Raw genomic sequence first — 17,725 nt, 5'->3', positions numbered from 1 at the left:
TGCCGGCGGCGACCCGGCCGCCGCTGCGGCCCCGTGCTATCGTCGCCGTCCCATGGCCGACAGCCTCCTCCTCTACGAGACCGTCCACGGCTCGCAAGCCTACGGCCTCCAGACGCCCACCTCCGACGTCGACCTCAAGGGCATCCTCGTCGGTCCGGCGGCCTGGTACCACGGCTTCCTCGGCGGCCCCGAGCAGCTCGAGCTGTCGGCCGACCACGTCCGCTACGAGATCCGCAAGTACTTCCGCCTGGCCGCCGCCGCCAACCCCACCGTGCTCGAGCTGCTGTGGACGCCGCCCGACTGCCACACCGTCTGCACCCCCCTGGGCGAGCGCCTCCTGGCCGAGCGCGACAAGTTCCTGTCGCTGCGGGTCAAGGACAGCTTCTCCGGCTACGCGATGAGCCAGCTCGCGCGGATCAAGACCCACCGCAAGTGGGTCATGCACCCGCCCGATCACGAGCCCACCCGCGCCGAGTTCGACCTGCCGGAGACGCGCCTGATCTCGCGCGACCAGATGGGCGCGGTCGAGGCCATGCTCGCCGACGGGCGCATGGCCGAGGCCGACCTCACCACCAACTTCCTCGGCGTCCTCGACCGCGAGCGCCGCTACAAGGCCGCGCGCAAGGAGTGGGAGGCCTACCAGAGCTGGCTCAAGACGCGGAACCCCAAGCGCAGCGCGCTCGAGGCCGAGTTCGGCTACGACACCAAGCACGGCATGCACTTGATCCGCCTGCTGCGCATGGGCGCCGAGATCGTCGAGACCGGCACCCTCAAGGTCCGCCGCGACGACCGCGACGAGCTGCTGGCGATCCGCGGCGGCGCGTGGAGCTACGACAGGCTCATGGAGGCCGCGGACGCCCTCCACCAGCGCACCCAGGCGGCGGTCGCCGCCTCGCCGCTGCCGCTCGCGCCCGACGAGGCCGCCCTCGACGCCCTGTGCGCCGACCTCGTCGGCCGCGCCCTCGCGCAGGTGTCCGCGCGGCCCGCCCGCGGGACCTGACTACCTTCCCCGGGGGACATGCCCCTTCGAACATGTCCTGGAGGCCATCATGACCGTCGACCTGCCGCCCAACGCCCTGCCCGACCTCGAGCTCGGGCGCCGCTTCATCCTCACCTGCGCCGTGCCGGGCGACGTGTTCCAGTGCGGCGTCACCGGCAGCCACGACTACGGCTTCAGCTCGCCCGACAGCGACCTCGACCTCAAGGGGGTGTTCATCGCCCCGACCCGCTCGCTGCTCGGCCTACGCCGGCCGAACGACGCCGTCGAGCGGCTGACCGAGTTCGAGGGCCTCGAGTGCGACCTCAGCCTCACCGAGGTCGGCCGGGCGCTGTCCCTGCTGCTGGCCGGCAACGGCAACATGATCGAGCGCCTGCTCACGCCGTTTCAGCTCTACGAGTCGCCGGAGATCGAGGAGCTGCAGGCGCTGGCGCGCGGGGCCGTGTCGCGCCGGTTCATCCGCCACTACCAGGGCTTCTTCCGCGGCATGTGCCGCGAGCACGAGCGCGAGCCGGTGCCGCGGGCGAAGAGCCTCCTCTACGCCTACCGCGTCGCGCTCACCGGGGTTCACCTGCTCCGCACCGGCGAGCTCGAGGCCGACCTGCGCCGCCTGGCCCCGCTGTACGGCTACGACGACGCGCTCTCGCTGATCCGGATCAAGGTCGAGGGCGCCGAAAAAGGCGCGGTATCCCAGGAAATCGACGCCCTGCACCGCGCCGCCTGGCCGAGGCTCGAGGCCGACCTCCAGGCGGCCCTGGAGCACAGCCCGCTGCCGGCCGATCCCCCGAACGAGGTCGCGTGCGAGGCGTGGCTGGTCGAATTGCGGCGACGACGCCTGTGACGCCGCGCCGCTGCGCGCCCGCCCGTGTCCGACCCGACCGGCCCGGCCGTCGCTGACGCGGGCCCGCCGGGCCTGCTCGCCCCGGCCCGCGCGGGTCCGCGGCAGGACCCGGGGTCGGCTCCGCGCCGCACCACGCCCGCCCCTCGGACTCTGCTACAACAGCTTCACCGCCGTGGCTCACATCGTCCTCGACAGCTGTGCAGGTCGCGACGGCGGGCGCGAGGCGCTCGAGGCCGCCGCGATCGCCAGCCTGCAGCTCGATCACCAGATCACCGTCGTCGGCGATGAATCCGACATCACGACGGCGCTGGCGAAGATCGCCCACGACGCCGAGCGCCTGCGCGTCGCCCACGCCCGCGACCGCTGCGAGCCCGACGTGGACGCCGCCGAGGTGCTGCGCCAGGCCCCGCGCAACAGCGTCGTCGTCGGCCTCGAGATCGCCGCCCGCGACCCGAGCGCGGTGTTCGTCTCGGCCGGCGCGCCGGGCCTCATCGTCGCCGGCGCGCAGCAGATCCTCGGCCGGATCCCCGGCGTCCCCCACGCCGCGCTCGCGGCCGTCTACCCGACCCTGCGCCCGCACGGCCCCGTGTCCGACCTGTTCGCGCTGCTGCTCGACGTCGGCGCGACCGTCGAGTGCAGCGGCGACGACCTCGTCACCTTCGCGGCGATGGGCGCGGCCTATGCCGCCAAGATCTCGCGCATCGATCGCCCGCGCGTGGCCCTGCTTTGCAACGGCCACGGCATCGCCAACGCGCCCACCCGCGCGCGCGAGGCCCATCGCCGCCTGCTCGCCGCCACGACCGCCTTCGAGTACGTCGGCTGCCTCCGCGCCGACAGCGTGACCTCGGGCGACGCCGACGTGATCGTCACCGACGGCTTCTCCGGCGACGTCCTGCTGCGCACCCTCGAGGGCGTCGCGGCCACCGGCGAGAGCCTGCTGCGCCGCGCCGCCGAGAAGTTCCAGTGGCGGATCGGCGTGCAGATGCTGAGCGACGGCATCTCGGCGATCCGCGAGTTCACCGACTGGGAGAATTACGGCGGCGCGCCCCTGCTCGGCTTCGATCGCGCGGTGATGGTCACCCAGGCCGACTCCGGCCGGCGCGCCTTCCTCAACGCGATCCGCCTCGGCGCCAAGATCGATCGCCTGCAAGTCATCGCGGCCGTCGCCGCCGGCGTGGCCGAGTTCCACGGCCTCGGCGCGCCGTCGGCGAGCCCGCCCGCTCCGGAGGCGACATGACGTCCGACCCCGCCGACCCGTCCGAGCCCACCCGTCCCGAAGGACAGGCGCTGCAGCCGCGCCGCTTCATGCACCTGCGCTGGGACCTCGACAAGACCTACCTGCGCACCGAGTTCGACACGGTCAAGGATCTGATCAAGACCTTCCGCCAGAAGGCCGAGGAGAAGATCGCGGTCGCCGGCGCCAGCGCGCTGCTGCGCGCGCTGCTCGACCCGCGCGAGCGCAGCCACCGGCGCGTCACCTTCATCAGCGGCTCGCCCCGGCAGATGCGCAAGGTCCTCACGGCCAAGCTCGCGCTCGACGGCGTCGAGCCCGACATGTTCATCCTCAAGCCCAACCTCGAGAACCTGCTGCGCGGCCGCTTCCGGGCGATCCGCGGCCAGGTCGGCTACAAGCTCAAGGCGCTGCTGCTCAGCCACATGGCCGCCGAGCACGTCGACGAGTACCTGTTCGGCGACGACGCCGAGCAGGACGCCTTCATCTACAGCGTCTACGCCGACATCCTCGCCGGCCGCGTCGACGCCGTCGCGCTCGCCGCGATCCTCAGCACCTGCAAGGTCTACCGCGGCGACGTCGACGAGATCATGGCCTACCACCGCCAGCTGTTCGGCTCGGGCGAGGTGGTCCGCCGGATCTTCATCCACCTCGAGCGCCGCTCGCCCCTCGACCGCTTCGCCGCCTACGGCGCCCGCGTCGTCGCCATCTACAACTACTTCCAGGGCGCCGCCGTGCTGTTCGAGGCCGGCGCGCTCGAGCCCCGCGGCCTGCTCGCCGTCACCGAGGCGATGGAGTCCGAAGGCTACACGCCCGAGCGCCTGGCGAACTCGCTGCAAGACCTGATGCGCCGCGGCGTGCTCCACTTCGGCACGATCGAGCGGATGTCGCGCGAGCTGGCGGCCGCCGAGTCGACCATGGGCCGCCCGGTCCCGCGCTTCGTCCACGCGTTCGAGGACGCGATCGGGTCGCTCGAGAACCTGCAGCGGCCGGGGCCGCGCTGGGAGGCCGAGATCAACTACCTCGGCATCTACCACGAGGCCCGCTTCCGCCGGCAGCAGCACCGCTTCCTCGGCATCCGCCTGCTCGACTAGGCCCGGGCCGCGACGGCCCCCGGTGCCATGTCCATGGCACAAAGGACATGTCTTTATAGACATTTCATATCGAACATGTCCCGAGATACATAGAACCGATCGGCCGGCCCGCGTGCGGCCGATCGACGCGCGCGTCACTTGCGACCGACGCGGGCGGGCTTGGCGGAGATGGCGCGGACGGGCTTGCCGGCCTTCTCCTGGATCGGCGCCTTGCCGACGAGCTCGGCCTCGGGCGTCTGGACCGCGTAGAACCCCTTGGGCGCGGAGCGGGCCGCCGAGCCGCCGCCGCCGAGCTTGGTGGCGAGGATCTGGCACTCCTGGGCGGTCGCCTCCGACTCGAGCAGGAGGATGCTGGCCTGGCGCACCGTCGACTCGCCGCGGAAGGTGCCGGCGATCTCGAAGGTGCGGTCGGCGAGCTCGGGGAGCAGCGCCGTGACGTCCTGCGTCGCGCCGTTGTCGACGATCGACTGCGGCACGAGGTAGCCGGCGATGCCCTCGCGCTTGTAGCCGTGCCGGCCCTCGCCGAGCTCGTTGAAGTCGGTGGTGTAGAAGTGGTCGGTGCCGTTCCAGTAGCGGTACAGCGGCACCGCGCCGTGCTGCGGGCTGGCGTAGACGTAGCCGGCGATCCCCTCCTTTTGCCAGCCGTGGGCGCCCTCGCGGATCTCGTTGTAATCCGTCGTGTAGAAGTGGTCGGTGCCGTTCCAGTAGCGGTACAGCGGCACCGTGCCGGCCACCTGCGTGTGGAACAGGTACCCGGGCGAGCCCTCCTCGGTGTAACCGTGGTCCTCGGGGTGCTCGACCGCGGCGGTGTAGAAGTGGTCGGTGCCGTTGTACCAGCGCTGCAGCTTGACCAGCCCCTTCGGCACCACCGCGACCGCGCCGCCCTTGAGGAACACCATCATCGTGAACGGGACGTCCTTGACCTTCTCCTGCTGCACGACCGCCTGGAACACGACCCGCTTCATCGGCGGCACGTCGATCGGCGTCGAGAACTTGTAGAGGATCTCCTCGGTGGTCGTCTGCGTGTCTTCGGACTGGAAGTTGTAGCCGACCTCGACCTCGTTCTTGAACTTGATCCCGAGGCTGAACTCGAACCCCACCTTCCAGCCGAGCTTGACCCCGTGGGTCTTCTTCATCGTGACGGTGTCGACCACCTTCTTCTCGACGGCCGCGGTGATCGACTGCTTGACCGTGCCGCAGTTGGTGTACGTGATCTCGTCGATGATGAGCGGCGCCACGTCGCTCGTGCCCGGCTGCGCGATCAAGTTTTTGTCGTAGAGCGCGTCCGCGTACTCGCGCTCGGCGATCGCCAGCGCCGAACCGCGCGCCTCGAGCCGCTTGTTCATCTCTCGCACCATCTCGACCGTGATCGTCGGCATCTCCACTCCTCCCCATGCTCCGCAGGCCCGCGGCCGAGACGGCGCGCCGGGTGCGGGCGCCGTTAAGTGGCGAGCCGTGGCGATCGCGGCTCAGCAATTTCTCATCGCGCGCGCGCGCTCGCCATGAGGGCCGCTGCGCGCGGCCCCGCGCTTGACTTCCCCGCCCGGCTCGCGCATCAACCCCGCGAGGCGTGTGAAGGTTGAGCGACGTCCAGCGCCAGCGAGCCGTCGCCGACCTGTTCGACCGCCACGCCGATCAAGTCTCTCGCGTGCTCACGCGGATCCTCGGGCTCGACCCCGAGACGCCCGACCTGATCCAGGAGGTGTTCCTCCGCGCCTTCCGCAACATCGATCGCGTCCGCGGCACGCCCGAGGTGCTGCCGCGCTGGTTGATCGGGATCGCGGTGTTCGTCGCGCGCGAGCACATCCGCCGCAAGCGCGGCCGCTGGTGGCTGCGCTGGGCCGGCGCCGACGAGCCCCTGCCCGAGCCGCCGGCCGCCACCGCCAGCCCCGACGTCGTGCTGGCCTTGCATCGCGTCCGCAGCGTCATCGAGCGCCTGCCGGTCGACGAGCGGATCCCGTTCGCGCTGCGCTACCTCGACGACATGGAGCTCGAAGAGGTGGCCCACGCTTGCGACGTGTCGCTCGCGACCGTCAAGCGCCGACTCGCCCGCGCCCGCGCTCGCTTCGATAAGCTCGCGGCGCGCGACGCCATCCTCCTCAACTGGGTGGAGAAGGGACGACCATGACCGATCGATCGCTGGATGCCCTGCTCGCCGCGCTCGCCGACAGCGAGGAGCGCGCCCGCGTCGCCGCGCGCAGGCCGGATCAGCACGCTGCCGCCCGCGCGCGCCTGCTCGCCGCCGTCTCGGTGCTGCCCGACGGCGACCGCGCGGCGATGAAGTCCGCGCTCGCGCGCCCCGAGGCCTTCATCCTCGACCGCTTGAACCCGCTGCTCGGCCCCGCGGTGGCCCGGCGCGCGCTCGACCTCACGCGCACCGGCGCCCGCGACCTCCCGCTCGTCTGGCCCGACGTCGAGGCGATCGGCGCTTCGCTGTTCACCCAGCTGCGGCCGCTCGTCGGCGAGGACATCGCCGGCCTCGTGCGGCAGCAGCTCGCGCTCGGCGTCCTGCTGTGGGAGGAGCTGTGCGCGACCTGAGCCGCCCGCGCTTGCTCGCCGCGTTCCTCGGCCTGTGCGCCGTCGGGGCCGTCGGCCGCGCCGTCGTCGACGCCGGCGCCCTGGTGCCGCTGCTCGGGCTCGTCGCGCTCGCTCTCACCGTCACCGTGCGCGCCTACAAGCCCGACGATCCGCCGCGGCGCGCGTGGATCTGGCTCGCCTGCGCCGCCTGGCTCGCGGTCGTCGGCGAGACCGTCAGCGCGTCGTTCGGCCCCGGCCTCTCCACCTGGCTGATGGCCCTGTCCAACGCGATGTGGTGCGCCTCCCTGCTCGACGCCCGGCGCAAGATCCTCGCCGGCGCGCTGGTCCCTCCGCTGGCGCGACCGTGGCGCTGGGCCCTCGTCGCCGCCGTCCTCGTCGGCCTCGCCGTCGCCGTCGAGGTCGCGTCCACGCTGCCCCACGGCAGCCCGGTCTACCCGACCGTCACCGGCGCGCGCCTCTACCACCTCGGCTTCGTCGAGCTGTGCGACGCCGTGGTCCTGGTCGCCGGCGTGTGGCTGCTCGGCGCCCTCCATCCGCTGTGGGGCGGCGCCGCGGCGCGCCCGTTCCTGCTCGTCACCGCGGCCGCCGGCATCTTCGCCGTCAGCGACCTGATCCCGCTGTTCGTCGGCCTGCCGCTGCCGCGGCTGTGGACCCGCGCCCTCATCATCGGCGGCTGGTCGCTGCTCGGCGTCGCCGGCCTCGCGCAGCTCGAGCTCCGCCGGGCCATGTTCGCCCGCACCGCCGACCTCCGCGCCAGCCTGCAGGCCCTCGGGCCTCGCCCTTGACGCTCACCTGCCCCCGGCGGCCCGTGGAACATTGTTCTCCACGACATTCCAGGTATCATCGCGGGCGATGACGCACCCCGCCGATCTCGCGCGCGACACCGCCGTCGTGCGCAGCCCCGAGGGCCCCGCGCGCTACGTCCTCGACCTCCCGCCGCACTGGAACTACTTCATGCCCTCGGGCGGCGCGCTGATGACCGCGGCCCTGCGGGCGATCGCCGCCGAGATCGACGACCCGACGCAGAAGCCGCTGTCGGCCACCGCGATCTTCTGCGTGCCCGTCGGCCACGGTCCGCTCGTCATCGACGTCGTCGTCCTGCGGCGCGGCCAGCTCGCCACCCAGGTCCGCGCCGCGCTGTCGGCCGCCGGCGGACCGTCGCCCGGCCTCGAGGTCGTCGCCACCTTCGGCCGCGAGCGCCCCGGCCCCGAGCTCGGCCTCGTCCGCGCGCCGGTGCTGCCCGGCCCGCACGAGCTGCCGCCGATCGACGCGCGCGGCGAGGGCGGCGGCTCGCCCCCGTTCTTCCGCAACTACGACTGCCGGCGCGCGCTCGGTCAGCCGTGGTGGCGCGGGGATCGCTGGGCCCCCGGCCTCGACCGCGCCGCCTACTGGTACCGCCACCTGGTCCCGCAGACCTTGCCCGACGGACAGCTCGATCCGCTGGCCCTGCCCCCGCTCATCGATACCATGCCGCCGGCGATGTTCCAGCTCGGCGGCCCCGCGCTCGCCGGCACCATCGCCCCCAGCCTCGATCTCACCGTCCACTGGCTCGAGGACACCCGCCGCGAGTGGCTGCTGACGCACGCCCACTGCCGCCGCGCGCGGGCCGGCTACGCCACCGCCGACATCGAGATCTGGGACGACGAGGGCCGCCTCGTCGCCTGGGGCAACCAGCGCATGCTGCTGCGCCGGCGCCCGGACCTGCCGCCGTCGCGCTGAGCATGTCCGTGGGGACATGACCTTTCAGGCATGTCCCATCGAAACTAATCGACCGGACATGCCCCTCATGACATGTCCTTCGCTACAGGACCTTCAGATCGCCCGCGCCCGCAGCGTCGCCACCGGGTAGAACTGGCGGGCCCACTTGCGGAACAGCCCGATCGGCCCGTCGCCCTCGCACAGCAGCGGGCGAGCCAGGAACTTCTTGTGCTCCCACACGGCGATGTCCTGCTCGAGCTGGCGGCAGGCGTCCTCGATGAACTGTTGGGCCACGAACGCGGTGGCCGCCTCGTCGGGCAGGCGCTTGACGGTGAAGGTGAAGCGGACGTCGACGAACTCGTCGTCCATGGGCGTCAGCGTGGCGATGATCATCGCCTCGAGCAGCCCGCGGTAGCGGGCGGTGAACATGCCGAAGCCGAACGTATCGATGTCGAGGTCGCCCTCCATCACCCCGGCCGGGGTGTCGAAGGCCGTCCGCGAGTTGACCTGGAACAGCGGCCCGTTCATCGTCACCTTCGACTCGGGCAGGCGGACCGCGCCGTGGACGAAGCAGAAGTGGGCCACGTCGAACGCGTTCTCGACGATCTCGTGGACGTTGGTGCGGACGCGCCAGCGGCGGCGCGTGTAGGCGGTCCACGCCTGCGACTCGTGCTCGGCCAGCGCCGGGATCTCCCAGGTCGGCGCGTACGACTCGTCGGGCGCGTGGTGGACGAACAGCATCCCGTTGCGCTCGCACACCGGCCAGCGGCGCAGCATCGCCGCCGGCGGGATCTTCTTCGCATAGGGGATCCCGACGCAGCTCCCGGTCCCGTCGAAGCGCCAGCCGTGGAACGGGCAGGTGATGTTGTTCTCGACCACGCAGCCGCCGTGCCCGAGGTGGGCGCCGAGGTGGGGGCAATGCGCGTCGAGCACGCGGGCGACCCCGTCTTGCCCGCGGAACAGCACCAGCTCGCGCCCGAAGTAGTGCAGCGGCATCACGCCGGCCGGCTTCAGTTCGTCGGAGTAGGCGACCATGAACCAACCGATCGGGTTGGCGGTGAACGGAAAGCGACTGCTCATCTCGGAGCCCCCTTGTGCGGGCAAACGTGGGCAGCCCCCGCACCGCCGGCGTGTGACGAGCGCCGCTCTCGCCGCCCGTCCGCCGCGCACGGCCGTGCGAACCACGTTTCACCTGCGGCCAGGCCGAGCGCCCCCAGCCCCGGCCGCGGCGATGCGCACGCGGCGACCTAGTCGCAGCCGACGTCGCCCGGCTCGTGGCGGCGCAAGAAGTCGATCAGCCGCCGGTTGACCTCGTCCGGCCGCTCCTGGTGCAGGAAGTGCCCCGCCCCCGCGATCCGCTGCACCGACAGCCCGTGGGAGAAGTCCTCGGCGCGCATGAGATCGAACAGCCGGGTGTCGAGGCAGCCGTCGTCGGCGCCGGTCAGCGCGAGCGTCGGCACCGACACCGGCGCCCGCATCAGCGCCCGCGAGGTCGCGGCCGCGCGGGTGATCGGATCGAACATGTCGCGGTAGTAACCGAGCGCCGCCGCGGCCACCCCCGGCTGGCGGAACGTGCGCTTGAGCAGCCGCATCTCCTCGGCCGGCGGCGTGAACCCGGGCGACCAGTCGCGCCACAGCTTGTCGATCAGCGCGAAGTCGTTGCGCCGCAGCGCCACGTCGGACACGAGCCGCAGCTGAAAGAAGAACATGTACCAGGAGTTGCGCAGCTGCCCGGGCAAGAGCCGCAGCGCCGCCACCGACGCCAGCCGCTTCGGGTGCGGCACCGCCATCGCCGTCAGCGACGACAGCCGCTCCGGCGCTCTGGCCGCCACCTGGTAGCCGATCACCGCGCCCCAGTCGTGCCCGACCAGGTGGACGCGCAGGTAGCCGAGGTACTCGATGAACCCGAGCACGTCCTCGACCATCCGGACCGTGTGGTAGTCGTCGTCGATCGGCTGGGACGACGGCTCGTAGCCGCGGAGCAGCGGCGCCACCACCCGAAAGCCCGCGGCCTCGAGCGCCGGGATCTGCAGCCGCCAGGTCCGGTGGTGGTCGGGGAAGCCGTGCAGACACAGCACCAGCGGCCGCCGGCGGTCGCGCGCCGACGAGCGGGATCCCTCCAAAGCGGTGAACTGTAGTCCGCCCACGGACAAAGTGGTCGTCGGGAAGCTCGCTTCCATGCCGCCCAAGACGTACCACCGGGGCCGCCCAGGCGCGAGGACCGCGGCGCGGACGCAGGCGAGACCGGGTGTGGGCTCGCGCTCGCCGCGAGATACCCGCAGCCGCGCCAAGGAAGGGTAAAACCCTGGTCATGCAGCAGGTGCTCATCGTCGACGACAACCCCTCGGTCTGCACCGCCCTCGAGATCCTGTTCGACGTCCACGGGATGAGCACTCAGGTCGCCCACACCCCGCAGGCCGCGCTCGAGATCATCGCCCGGGGCGACGTCGGGGCTGTCGTTCAAGACATGAACTTTCAGACAGACTCGACCTCGGGCCAGGAGGGCGCGGCGCTGTTCCGCGAGATCAAGCGCCTCGACGCCGACCTGCCGGTCCTCCTCATGACCGCCTGGACCTCGCTCGAGACCGCGGTGCAGCTGGTCAAGGAGGGCGCCGCCGACTACCTCGGCAAGCCGTGGGACGACGCCAAGGTCGTCACCACCGTCAAGAACATGCTGCGCATGCGCGAGCTCGGGCTCGAGAACCACCGCCTGCGGGCCCAGTCCGCGCGCGCGCGCAACGAGCTGCAGCGCCACTACGACCTGTGCGGCCTGGTCTACGCCAGCGAGGCGATGCACCGCGTCGTCTCGCTCGCGACCTCGGTCGCCCGCGCCGACGCGCCGGTGCTCATCACCGGGCCGAACGGCTCCGGCAAGGAGAAGCTGGCCGAGATCGTCCACGCCAACAGCCCGCGCAAGCAGCAGCCGTTCGTCAAGGTCAACGCCGGCGGCCTGCCCGACGAGCTGCTCGAGGCCGAGCTGTTCGGCGCCGAGATCGGCGCCTTCACCGGCGCGACCAAGCGCCGGATCGGCCGCTTCGAGGCCGCCGACGGCGGCACCCTGTTCCTCGACGAGATCGGCAACCTGTCGCAGAAGGGCCAGATGAAGCTGCTGCGCGTGCTGCAGACCGGCGAGTTCGAGCGGCTCGGCAGCACCAGCACCAAGAAGGTCGACGTCCGCATCGTCTCGGCCACCAACGCCAACCTGCGGCAGATGATCGCCCAGGGCGTGTTCCGCGAGGACCTGCTGTTCCGCCTCAACGTCATCGAGATCCGGATCCCCCCGCTGCGCGAGCGCAGCGAGGACGTCCTGCCGCTGGCGGAGACCTTCCTGCAGGCTCAGGTCGGCCCCGGGCGCGAGCCGCTGCGGCTCGGCGACGAGGCCATGCGCGCGCTCCTGGGCCACGACTGGCCCGGCAACGTGCGCGAGCTGCAGAACCGGATCCAGCGCGCCACCCTGCTGTGTCAGAGCGGCGAGGTCACCCCCGCCGACCTCGGGCTCGACGACAAGGCGCCGGCGACCGACGGCACCGTCACCCCGCGCAACCACCCCTCCTCGGAGACCAAGCCGGCGGCCGTCGGCAACAACGAGGAGATCGAGGCCGAGCGGCGCTCGATCATCGCCGCCATCGAGACCCACGGCGGCGTCATCGCCCGCGCCGCGGCCGAGCTTGGGCTGTCGCGCCAGGCCCTCTACCGCCGCATGGACCGGCTCGGGATCAGCCTCGAGCGGCAGCTCAAGCAGAGCTGAATCGTTGCGCCCGCTCGGGCGCCCTGATACCCATCGAGGCGGGAGCTTTCGCATGAACATCCTGCTCTTGTCCCCCGGCTATCCCGGCGAGATGCCCAGCTTTACCCGCGGCCTCGCCGACGTCGGCGCGCACGTCTACGGCGTCGGCGACCAGCACCCCGGCGCCTTGCCCGAGTCGGTGCGCGAGCGCCTCGCCGGTTATCTTCAGGTGCGCTCGCTCTGGGACGAGGCCGCCGTGGTCGAGGCCGTGCGCCGCTGGCCCGAGGCGCGCCGGATCGACAAGGTCGAGTGCTTGTGGGAGCCGGGCATGCTGCTGGCCGCGCGCCTGCGCGAGGGCCTCGGCGTCGACGGCCTCGGCGTCGCCCAGACCTTGCCGTTCCGCGACAAGGAGCGGATGAAGCAGGTCCTCGACGCCGCCGGCCTGCGCACCCCGAAGCACGTCCGCTGCAACACCACCGCCGAGTGCTGGGAGGCCGCCGAGCAGATCGGCTTCCCGATCATCATCAAGCCGATCGCCGGCGCCGGCTCGGCCGACACCTACCGCGTCGAGTCGGCCGACGAGCTGCGGGCCGTGCTGCCGCGCCTCGGACATGTCCCCGAGGTCAGCGTCGAGGTGTTCGTCGACGGCTCGGAGTTCACCTTCGACACCGTCTGCATCGAGGGCAAGATCGCCTACTTCAACATCGCCTGGTATCGCCCGCGCCCGCTGGTCGCCCGCAGCAACGAGTGGGTCAGCCCCCAGGTGATCGCCCTGCGCCACGTCAACCAGCCTGCGCTCGCGGGCGGCGTCAAGCTCGGGCACGACGTCATCCGCGCGCTCGGCTTCCGGTCCGGCTTCACCCACATGGAGTGGTACCTGAAGGCCGACGGCGAGGTGGTGTTCGGCGAGATCGGCGCCCGCCCGCCCGGCGCCCACCAGGTCGACCAGATGAACTACGCCTGCGACTTCGACGTGTTCCGCGAATGGGGTCGGGCCGTCGCCTGGGGGCGCTTCGACGTCGACATCGAGCGCAAGTACAACGTCAGCACGATCTACAAGCGCGCCGTCGGTCAGGGCCGGATCCAGCGGATCGTCGGGCTCGACCGGATCCGCAAGCTCTACGGCGAGCACATCGTCTGGGACAATTTGCTGCCGATCGGCGCCCCGCGCCGAAACTGGCGCAACACGCTCGTCTCCGACGGTTTCTTGATGCTGCGCCACCCCGAGCTGCAGGCGCTCGTGTCGATCAGCGACGACATCGGCGAGAACCTGCAGCTTTACGCCGGCTGACGGCCTTTGGGTCAGCTGGCCTCAGGGACAGCCACGGGCGCAGAGGTCCGGGGATCGTCTCCGCGCCTTCTGCGCGATTCGATGTACTGGCACGCTTCGTGGTCGCAGTCGCACCTGGATGACCCCCGTGGCCCCGGCTCCGCAGACGGGTGGCGTCGCCATGGTGAATACTGGGCGAGTCGGGTGCCGTGGGATGTGCACACCGCCCCACCCGAATCGTCGCCAAAGTGCGGTTCGTATGCGGATCCGGTATAGCTTGATGTGGCGTGGTGCTCGGAGTGCCGATAAAGCCGCGGCGGCAGGCGCAAGCGTGCGCGGGCTTGCTTCGACGAGTGATCCGACGAAGGATCGCAGACGCTGACCGAAAGAGTCCCATGACCCGACGGATCGCAGCCAGCCCGTTCAGCGCCCGCGTCGAAGCGATCGCCACGACGTCGGCGCCGAACCGCACGGATCCGCGGGGGCGCCCCCTCGTGGCCGTTCCGGGGCAGCCGGCCGGGCTGGCGCCTGCTGTCGACGCGACCCAGTTCGCGTCATCGTCGGTCTCGCGGCAGCGCATCATGCAGCTCCCCAGGCTCGAGTGCCCCTACCAGCCCTCGGTCCACCCCGCGGCCGACCAGATCCACGAGAACACCGTCGAGTGGGCCCAGGCGATGGGCTTCGCGCGCAGCCAGAAGCACATCGACGCCCTGCGCGACAGCCGGGTCGGTCACCTGCTCGCCCGGATCTTCCCCGCCACCGCCGACATGGTCGCGCTGCAGGTCGCGGTCGACTGGACCACCCTGTTCTGTTGCCTCGACGATCGCCTCGAGCAGATCCACGGCGCCGTGCTGGTCGCGGCCTACCTCCGCACCCTCCTCGGCGTGTTCCGCGACGGCGCCCACCCGCAGCTCATCGATCCGTTCGCGCAGGCGTTCGGCGACCTGCGCGAGCGCATGCTCGAGCTGCGCGTCCCCAACTGGATCCCCCGGTTTTCGTCCTGCGTCGAGCGCCTGTTCCAGGCCTTCGTCGACGAGGCGAAGTACCGCGCGGCCGGGGTCGTGCCGGCGTTCGCCAGCCACAGCCGGATCCGCCAGATCACCGTCGGCCTCTACACCGGCTTCCTCCTCGGCGAGCTGACCGAGCACATCTTCCTCCCGCCCGACGTGCTCGAGCACGAGTCCGTGCGGGCGCTCGAGCGCAGCGCCAGCACCATCGTCGGCCTCGCCAACGACATCTACACCGTCGAGAAGGAGCGCGCGAAGGGCGAGGTCAACAACACCGTGCTCGTGCTCATGCACGAGGACGGCCTCAGCTTCGACGACGCGCTCGCGCGCACCGTCCAGCTTCACAACATCGAGATGCGGGAGTTCGAGCGGCTCGTCGCCGACCTGCCGAGCTTCGACGAGGACATCGACGACCAGCTGCGCCGCTACGTCCAGGTGCTCATCCACTTCATCTCCGGCCACGCCGACTGGGCGCGCAGCACCGGCCGTTACCAGCCCCCTGGAGACGGCGGCGCCGTGCGTTGACGCGATCGCACCGGCCGCGCTCCGCGAGCCGCGCCGGCGGGAGCCCGCCTGCGCCGCGTTTGCGCCCGTCCGCCGGCGCCGGTCGCAGCGGTCTTCTCAACGGCGACAAACCGTCTCACACTCCGCGTGCCCATGACCGCACCCAGCCTGTCCCGCCGCGGGCTCGACGCCCCGCGTCCCCGATCCGCCGCCTCACTCCCTACGCCGATCAGGCGCGGGCGCGCGGGGTCACCGTGCACCACCTCAACATCGGCCAGCCCGACCTCGCCACCGTGCAGCCGATGCTCGCCGCCTACCGGAGCTACGACGAGAGCGTCGTCGCCTACAGCCCGTCCGAGGGTTACCTGGCCTATCGGACAGCTCTGGCCGAGCACTACAACGGCCTCGACGCCGCGCGCGGCGGCGGGCCCATCACCCCGAGCCAGATCCTCGTCACCGTCGGCGGCAGCGAGGCGCTGCTGTTCGCCATCGCCGCCGCCTGCGACGTCGGCGATCAGATCCTCGTCGCCGAGCCCTACTACACCAACTACCGCGGCTTTTCGCACCTCCTCGGCGTCGAGGTCGTGCCCGTCTCGACCCACGCGCGCGAGAGCTTCGCCGTCCCGGCCGAGCGGGTGCGGGCGGCCATCACCCCGAAGACCCGCGCCTTCATCATCCCCTCGCCGGGCAACCCGACCGGCATGGTGCTGAGCGCCGCCGACCTCGCCGCGCTCGGCGAGGTGTGCGTGCAGGCCGGCATCTTCTTCGTCGTCGACGAGGTCTACCGCGAGTTCGTCTACCCCGACGAGCCGCCGGCCGCGGGCGCCCCGGTGCCGCGCGCCCCGTCGGTGCTCGCCGTGCCCGGCCTCGCCGATCACGCGGTGATGATCGACTCCGTCTCCAAGCGCTACTCGGCCTGCGGCGCGCGGGTCGGCTGCCTCGTCACCCGCAACGCCGCGCTGTACTCCGCCTGCCTGCGGTTCGCCCAGGCGCGCCTGTCCCCGCCGACCGTCGACCAGCACGCCGCGCTGGCCGCCCTGCGCACGCCGCCGGCCGACATGCGGGCCATGGTCGACGAGTACCGCGCCCGCCGCGACCTGATCGTCGCCGGCCTCAACGCGATCCCCGGCGTCTCCTGCCCCACGCCCACCGGCGCCTTCTACCTCATCACCGATCTGCCGGTCGCCGACGCCGAAGACTTTTGCATCTTCATGCTCCGCGACTTCGACCTCGGCGGCGAGACGGTGATGATGGCCCCCGCCGAGGGCTTCTACGCCACCCCCGGCCTCGGCAAGAACCAGGTGCGGATCGCCTACGTCCTCGGCCGCGACAGGCTCGCGCGCTGCCTCGAGATCCTGCGCGCCGGCCTCGACGCCTACAACCGCGCCGCGCGCTGACGTCGCGCCCGCCTCGCGCCGCCTCCGCGCGTGCGAGTCACTCTCCACGCGCGCCGAACCACCGCACGCCTCGGTGCTCGCCGGGCTCGCGCCCGTGCAAGGACCCCGGGCCGTCGCGCGAGGCGACCTCTCACGCAGCCTCCGCGCCCGCGAGTCCCCCTCCGCGCGCCGACCTCCGCCGCACGTCTCCGTGCTCGCCGGCCCTCGCCGTGCGCGGCAGACCCCGGCGCTCGCGGGACAACCACGCAACGCGACCTCTCGCGCCATCGACGCGCGCCGCCGTCCTGCGCCGGGATCCCGGCAGCGACGACCTCGGCCGTCGCCCCGCGTTTGCGGTCGCGAATCCTCCCGACCTCGCGATCGCGCGCCTCGGCGCGCCGGGTGCCGCTGCGTCACGCTGGCCTCGCTGCGTCGAGCGAGGCCGCGCCCAGCCGCCCGGCCACCTCGGACGCAAGGCCGGTTACACTCCGGCCATGAGCCTCGTGGCCCCCACGCCGCTCGGCTTCGAGCGCAGCCCGGTCGCCGGCGCCAGCGTCGACGACCTCGACCTCGCCGCGCTCGAGGCCTACGTCCGCCGCCGCGTCCCCGGCCTCGGCGCCGAGCCGGGCGTCCACGAGCGCGCCGCGCAACGGCTGGGCCTCATCGGCACCACCGGCGGACAACCCACGCCCACCGTCGTCGGCCTCATGGCCTTTGGGACAGCTCCGCAGGTCTCGCGGCCCGAGTGGGGCGTCTCGATCGTGCGGATCCGCGGCGCCGCTCTCGCCGACCCGGTCGCCGCGCGGCTCGACGCCGAGGGCAACCTCGCCGAGCTCGTCCGCCTCGGCCTCGAGTTCGTGCGCGCCAACACCCGCGCCGCGCCCAACCTGCTCGTCCCCGCCGACCTCGCGCCCGAGTACCCCGAGGAGGCCGTGCGCGAGGCTCTGGTCAACGCCCTCGTCCACCGCGACTACCGCCTCAGCGGCCGCGTGTCCCTGCGGATCTTCAACGACCGCCTCGAGATCTGGAGCCCCGGCGGCCTCGCCCTCCCGATCTCGCTCGACGAGCTGGCGCAGCACGGCGGCGCCTCGTTCCCGCGCAACCCGCTGCTGGCCGCGACCGCCCGTCACCTCGGCCTGCTCGAGCAGATCGGGCGCGGGATCCCGGCCATCCGCCGCAGCATCGCCAGCGCCACCGCCCTCCCGGTCCAGTTCCACACCTCGCAGACCGAGGTCCGCGTGGTCCTGCCGTCGTACATCAACGCCTCGATGGGCAACGTCTCCGGCAACTGACCGCCGGGACATGCCCTTCCGGGCATGTCTCATCGCCCATGTCCTGAAGGCCACCCCTCACCGCCCCGCGGATGACAAGGGTCCGACCGGGCCGGAGGCGGGGCCGCGTGTACGCGTCGCGGCAGAGAGCGATCCGCCTCCGGCCGGCCG

16 protein-coding genes are annotated in these 17,725 nt (G+C 72.0%); 13 read left to right on the top strand and 3 right to left on the bottom strand.

Annotated elements, in window-relative coordinates; genetic code table 11:
• Positions 1 to 52 precede the first annotated feature (52 nt).
• The 4 genes from NAEX_RS42510 to NAEX_RS42495 all read left to right on the top strand — a co-directional run bounded on the left by NAEX_RS42510 (position 53) and on the right by NAEX_RS42495 (position 4,163).
• Positions 53 to 1,000, top strand: coding sequence for a nucleotidyltransferase domain-containing protein (locus NAEX_RS42510; RefSeq protein WP_096333183.1), 948 nt, complete (start codon positions 53 to 55; stop codon positions 998 to 1,000).
• Between the two features lie 49 nt (positions 1,001 to 1,049).
• Positions 1,050 to 1,838 carry a nucleotidyltransferase domain-containing protein gene (locus tag NAEX_RS42505; RefSeq protein ID WP_096333182.1) on the top strand — a complete coding sequence of 263 codons (789 nt, stop codon included), beginning with the start codon at positions 1,050 to 1,052 and terminating at the stop codon, positions 1,836 to 1,838.
• 172 nt (positions 1,839 to 2,010) lie between these two features.
• Positions 2,011 to 3,075, top strand: a complete 1,065-nt coding sequence (locus NAEX_RS42500) for a phosphate acyltransferase PlsX (protein WP_170136477.1) — start codon at positions 2,011 to 2,013, stop codon at positions 3,073 to 3,075.
• On the top strand, positions 3,072 to 4,163 hold the full coding sequence (locus NAEX_RS42495; RefSeq protein ID WP_096333180.1) for a phosphatase domain-containing protein: 1,092 nt from the start codon (positions 3,072 to 3,074) through the stop codon (positions 4,161 to 4,163). The genes NAEX_RS42500 and NAEX_RS42495 overlap by 4 nt, the downstream gene beginning before the upstream one ends.
• Before the next feature lie 134 nt (positions 4,164 to 4,297).
• On the opposite strand, the gene NAEX_RS42490 is transcribed toward NAEX_RS42495, so the two are convergent.
• On the bottom strand, positions 4,298 to 5,542 hold the full coding sequence (locus NAEX_RS42490; RefSeq protein WP_143140102.1) for an ETX/MTX2 family pore-forming toxin: 1,245 nt from the start codon (positions 5,540 to 5,542) through the stop codon (positions 4,298 to 4,300).
• A gap of 200 nt (positions 5,543 to 5,742) precedes the next feature.
• On the opposite strand from NAEX_RS42490, the gene NAEX_RS42485 reads away from it, so the two are divergent.
• The 4 genes from NAEX_RS42485 to NAEX_RS42470 all read left to right on the top strand — a co-directional run bounded on the left by NAEX_RS42485 (position 5,743) and on the right by NAEX_RS42470 (position 8,420).
• On the top strand, positions 5,743 to 6,291 hold the full coding sequence (locus NAEX_RS42485) for an RNA polymerase sigma factor (RefSeq protein WP_096333178.1): 549 nt from the start codon (positions 5,743 to 5,745) through the stop codon (positions 6,289 to 6,291).
• Complete coding sequence (locus NAEX_RS42480; protein ID WP_096333177.1) at positions 6,288 to 6,701, top strand: hypothetical protein; 414 nt, start codon at positions 6,288 to 6,290, stop codon at positions 6,699 to 6,701. The genes NAEX_RS42485 and NAEX_RS42480 overlap by 4 nt, the downstream gene beginning before the upstream one ends.
• The gene (locus NAEX_RS42475) at positions 6,689 to 7,486 is read left to right on the top strand and encodes a hypothetical protein (RefSeq protein WP_096333176.1); all 798 of its coding nucleotides are present in this window, start codon (positions 6,689 to 6,691) and stop codon (positions 7,484 to 7,486) included. Before NAEX_RS42480 ends, NAEX_RS42475 begins: the two co-directional genes overlap by 13 nt.
• A 67-nt stretch (positions 7,487 to 7,553) precedes the next feature.
• On the top strand, positions 7,554 to 8,420 hold the full coding sequence (locus NAEX_RS42470) for an acyl-CoA thioesterase (RefSeq protein WP_096333175.1): 867 nt from the start codon (positions 7,554 to 7,556) through the stop codon (positions 8,418 to 8,420).
• Positions 8,421 to 8,513: 93 nt separating this feature from the next.
• On the opposite strand, the gene NAEX_RS42465 is transcribed toward NAEX_RS42470, so the two are convergent.
• Both NAEX_RS42465 and NAEX_RS42460 read right to left on the bottom strand, forming a co-directional pair.
• Positions 8,514 to 9,479 (bottom strand): aromatic ring-hydroxylating oxygenase subunit alpha, encoded by a 966-nt coding sequence (locus tag NAEX_RS42465; RefSeq protein ID WP_096333174.1) that lies wholly within the window; start codon positions 9,477 to 9,479, stop codon positions 8,514 to 8,516.
• Positions 9,480 to 9,646: 167 nt separating this feature from the next.
• Complete coding sequence (locus NAEX_RS42460; protein ID WP_096333173.1) at positions 9,647 to 10,579, bottom strand: alpha/beta fold hydrolase; 933 nt, start codon at positions 10,577 to 10,579, stop codon at positions 9,647 to 9,649.
• A gap of 131 nt (positions 10,580 to 10,710) precedes the next feature.
• Here NAEX_RS42460 and NAEX_RS42455 point away from each other — a divergent pair, with 131 nt between their 5' ends.
• The 5 genes from NAEX_RS42455 (at position 10,711) to NAEX_RS42435 (ending at position 17,575) form a co-directional block, all read left to right on the top strand.
• The gene (locus NAEX_RS42455) at positions 10,711 to 12,147 is read left to right on the top strand and encodes a sigma-54-dependent transcriptional regulator (protein ID WP_096333172.1); all 1,437 of its coding nucleotides are present in this window, start codon (positions 10,711 to 10,713) and stop codon (positions 12,145 to 12,147) included.
• A gap of 52 nt (positions 12,148 to 12,199) precedes the next feature.
• Complete coding sequence (locus NAEX_RS42450) at positions 12,200 to 13,417, top strand: ATP-grasp domain-containing protein (protein WP_096333171.1); 1,218 nt, start codon at positions 12,200 to 12,202, stop codon at positions 13,415 to 13,417.
• Between the two features lie 560 nt (positions 13,418 to 13,977).
• Positions 13,978 to 14,928, top strand: coding sequence for a terpene synthase family protein (locus NAEX_RS42445; RefSeq protein WP_177325838.1), 951 nt, complete (start codon positions 13,978 to 13,980; stop codon positions 14,926 to 14,928).
• Positions 14,929 to 15,110: 182 nt separating this feature from the next.
• Entirely contained in the window at positions 15,111 to 16,304 is a 1,194-nt protein-coding gene (locus tag NAEX_RS42440) for a pyridoxal phosphate-dependent aminotransferase (RefSeq protein WP_420814182.1), read from the top strand.
• 473 nt (positions 16,305 to 16,777) lie between these two features.
• The gene (locus NAEX_RS42435; RefSeq protein WP_096333168.1) at positions 16,778 to 17,575 is read left to right on the top strand and encodes an ATP-binding protein; all 798 of its coding nucleotides are present in this window, start codon (positions 16,778 to 16,780) and stop codon (positions 17,573 to 17,575) included.
• The last annotated feature ends 150 nt before the right edge of the window (positions 17,576 to 17,725 follow it).

This window comes from Nannocystis exedens (assembly GCF_002343915.1).
GTDB lineage: Bacteria > Myxococcota_A > Polyangia > Nannocystales > Nannocystaceae > Nannocystis > Nannocystis exedens.
This window is presented reverse-complemented; position numbering and strand designations above follow the sequence as displayed.